1 protein-coding gene and 2 pseudogenes are annotated in these 2,555 nt (G+C 60.7%); all 3 read left to right on the top strand.

The window, feature by feature from the left end:
- A pseudogene (locus KBB36_RS20980) lies at positions 1 to 569 on the top strand (NAD(P)(+) transhydrogenase (Re/Si-specific) subunit alpha); the annotation flags it as partial.
- A 21-nt stretch (positions 570 to 590) separates the two neighbouring features.
- Positions 591 to 884: pseudogene (locus KBB36_RS20975) on the top strand (NAD(P) transhydrogenase subunit alpha); the annotation flags it as partial.
- 14 nt (positions 885 to 898) lie between these two features.
- Positions 899 to 2,299, top strand: coding sequence for an NAD(P)(+) transhydrogenase (Re/Si-specific) subunit beta (locus tag KBB36_RS20970; protein ID WP_290985882.1), 1,401 nt, complete (start codon positions 899 to 901; stop codon positions 2,297 to 2,299).
- Positions 2,300 to 2,555: the final 256 nt, after the last annotated feature.

Below are 2,555 nucleotides of genomic sequence, written 5' to 3'. Positions count from 1 at the left end.
GCGCCGTGGTCAGCGCCACCGATGTGCGCCCGGCCACCAAGGAGCAGGTCGAATCCCTGGGCGGCAAGTTTGTCTGGGTGGATGACGAGGAAGCCCGCGCCAGCCAGACCGCCGGCGGCTATGCCGAGGAAATGTCGGCGGAATACAAGGCCAAGCAGGCCGCCCTGATCGCCGAGACGGTGAAGAAGCAGGATATCATCATCACCACGGCGCTGATCCCGGGCCGCCCGGCCCCGGTGCTGGTGACCGAGGAGATGGTGAAAACCATGAAGCCCGGCTCGGTGATCGTGGACCTGGCGGTGGAAGCCGGCGGCAATTGCCCGCTCAGCCGCCCGGGCGAGATTGTGGAAGCCTATGGCGTGAAGCTGGTGGGCCATACCAACATGCCCAGCCGCATCCCGGTGGATGCCTCGGCGCTCTATGCCAAGAACCTGCTCAACTTCCTCTCCCCGCATTGGGACAAGGACAGCAAGAGCTTCAAGTTCAAACAGGATGATGAAACCGTTACCGGCATCTGCGTCACCCGCGATGGCCAGGTGGTGCATCCGCAACTCAAGGAAGGGGCCTGAGCCATGGGTGAGGTATATTCCTTCTTCTCGCTGCTCTCGATCTTCGCGCTGGCCTGCTTTGTCGGCTATTACGTGGTGTGGAGCGTCACTCCGGCATTGCACACGCCGCTGATGAGCGTCACCAACGCGATTTCCTCGGTGATCATCGTCGGTGCGCTGATCGCCGCCGGCGCCTCGGCGGAATTCGACACCTCCAAGATCTTCGGCCTGCTCGCCATTGTGCTGGCGGCGGTCAACATTTTCGGCGGCTTCCTTGTCACCCAGCGCATGCTGGCGATGTACAAGAAAAAAGACGCCCCGGCGAAGAAGCATTGAGGGGCGCCTAGATCATGTCCATCCAACTCACCGCCCTGCTCTACCTGATCAGCTCCGTGCTGTTCATCCTCGCCCTGCGTGGCCTTTCCAGCCCGGAAACCAGCCGCCAGGGCAACATGTTCGGCATGGTCGGCATGACCATTGCCGTGCTCACCACCATCGCCAATCTGCAAGCGCTCGGCTCCAGCATTGTCTGGGTGCTGCTCGCGTTGCTGATCGGCGGCGGCATCGGCGCCGTGCTGGCGCGCCGCATCCAGATGACCGCCATGCCGCAGCTTGTGGCGGCGATGCACAGCCTGGTCGGCCTTGCCGCCGTGCTGGTGGCCGCGGCCGCCTATTACAACCCCGAGCCCTATGGCATTTTGAACGCCGCCGGCAAACTGAGCGTCGCCAGCCGCATCGAAATGTCGCTTGGTGTGGTGATCGGCATCATCACCTTCTCCGGCTCGCTGGTGGCCTTTGCCAAGCTCCAGGGCCTGGTTTCCGGCAGCCCGCTGATCTTCAAGGGTCAGCATATGCTGAATGCCGCGCTCGGCCTGGTGATCCTGGCGCTGATCGTGGCCTTCTGCATTGAGCCGAGCCCGAGCCTGTTCTGGGCTGTCACCGTGCTGGCGCTGATTGTCGGCTTCCTGATCATCCTGCCGATCGGCGGCGCCGATATGCCGGTGGTTGTCTCGATGCTGAACAGCTATTCCGGCTGGGCGGCGGCGGGCATCGGCTTCACGCTGCTCAATCCGGCGCTGATCGTCACCGGCGCCCTGGTCGGCTCGTCGGGCGCCATCCTCAGCTACATCATGTGCAAGGGCATGAACCGCTCGCTGTTCAACGTCATCCTCGGCGGCTTCGGTTCCGATGCCGGCGCGGCGGCGGCTGGCGGCAGCAAGGTGGAAAAGCCCTACAAGAAGGGCTCGGCGGATGACGCCGCCTTCATCATGAAGAATGCCGGCAAGGTCATCATCGTGCCGGGCTATGGCATGGCGGTTTCCCAGGCGCAGCATGCGTTGCGTGAAATGGGCGACAAGCTGAAGGAGGAAGGCGTGGAAGTGAAATACGCCATCCATCCGGTGGCCGGTCGCATGCCGGGCCATATGAACGTGCTGCTGGCGGAAGCCAATGTCAGCTACGACGAGGTGTTTGAACTGGAGGAGATCAACTCCGAGTTCCAGACCGCCGACGTGGCCTTTGTCATTGGCGCCAACGACGTGACCAACCCGGCCGCGCGCGACGATCCCAAAAGCCCGATCTACGGCATGCCGATCCTCGATGTGGACAAGGCCAAGACCGTGCTGTTTGTCAAACGCTCGATGGCCTCGGGCTATGCCGGCATCGACAACGACCTGTTCTACAAGGACAACACCATGATGCTGCTGGCCGACGCCAAGAAGATGGTGGAGGATATCGTCAAGGGGCTGTGAGCGCGGCTTCACACAGAGCAGAAATGCAGACGGCCCCGGAGCGATCCGGGGCCGACTTTTGTTAAAACTTAAAATAATCAAATTTCGATGAAGAAATCCCCTTATTTACACTTCACCAATCGAAACTGTTTTAGAAATCGACTCTCAATTTGCCCGCCCAACAACTGAAGATTGTTGAGCCTGGAGTGACAATATTGCTCAAGTTCTGCAGATTGCCGGTCAAAATCAATAATATCTCGCAACATCTCTCTTACAT

The sequence above is a fragment of the Ferrovibrio sp. genome (assembly GCF_017994015.1).
Lineage (GTDB): Bacteria > Pseudomonadota > Alphaproteobacteria > Ferrovibrionales > Ferrovibrionaceae > Ferrovibrio.
This window is presented reverse-complemented; position numbering and strand designations above follow the sequence as displayed.

What these genes read in the sequence shown, in the direction of transcription:
- KBB36_RS20970 (WP_290985882.1), top strand. Translation starts at nt 899, where the DNA reads ATGTCCATCCAACTCACCGCCCTGCTCTACCTGATCAGCTCCGTGCTG.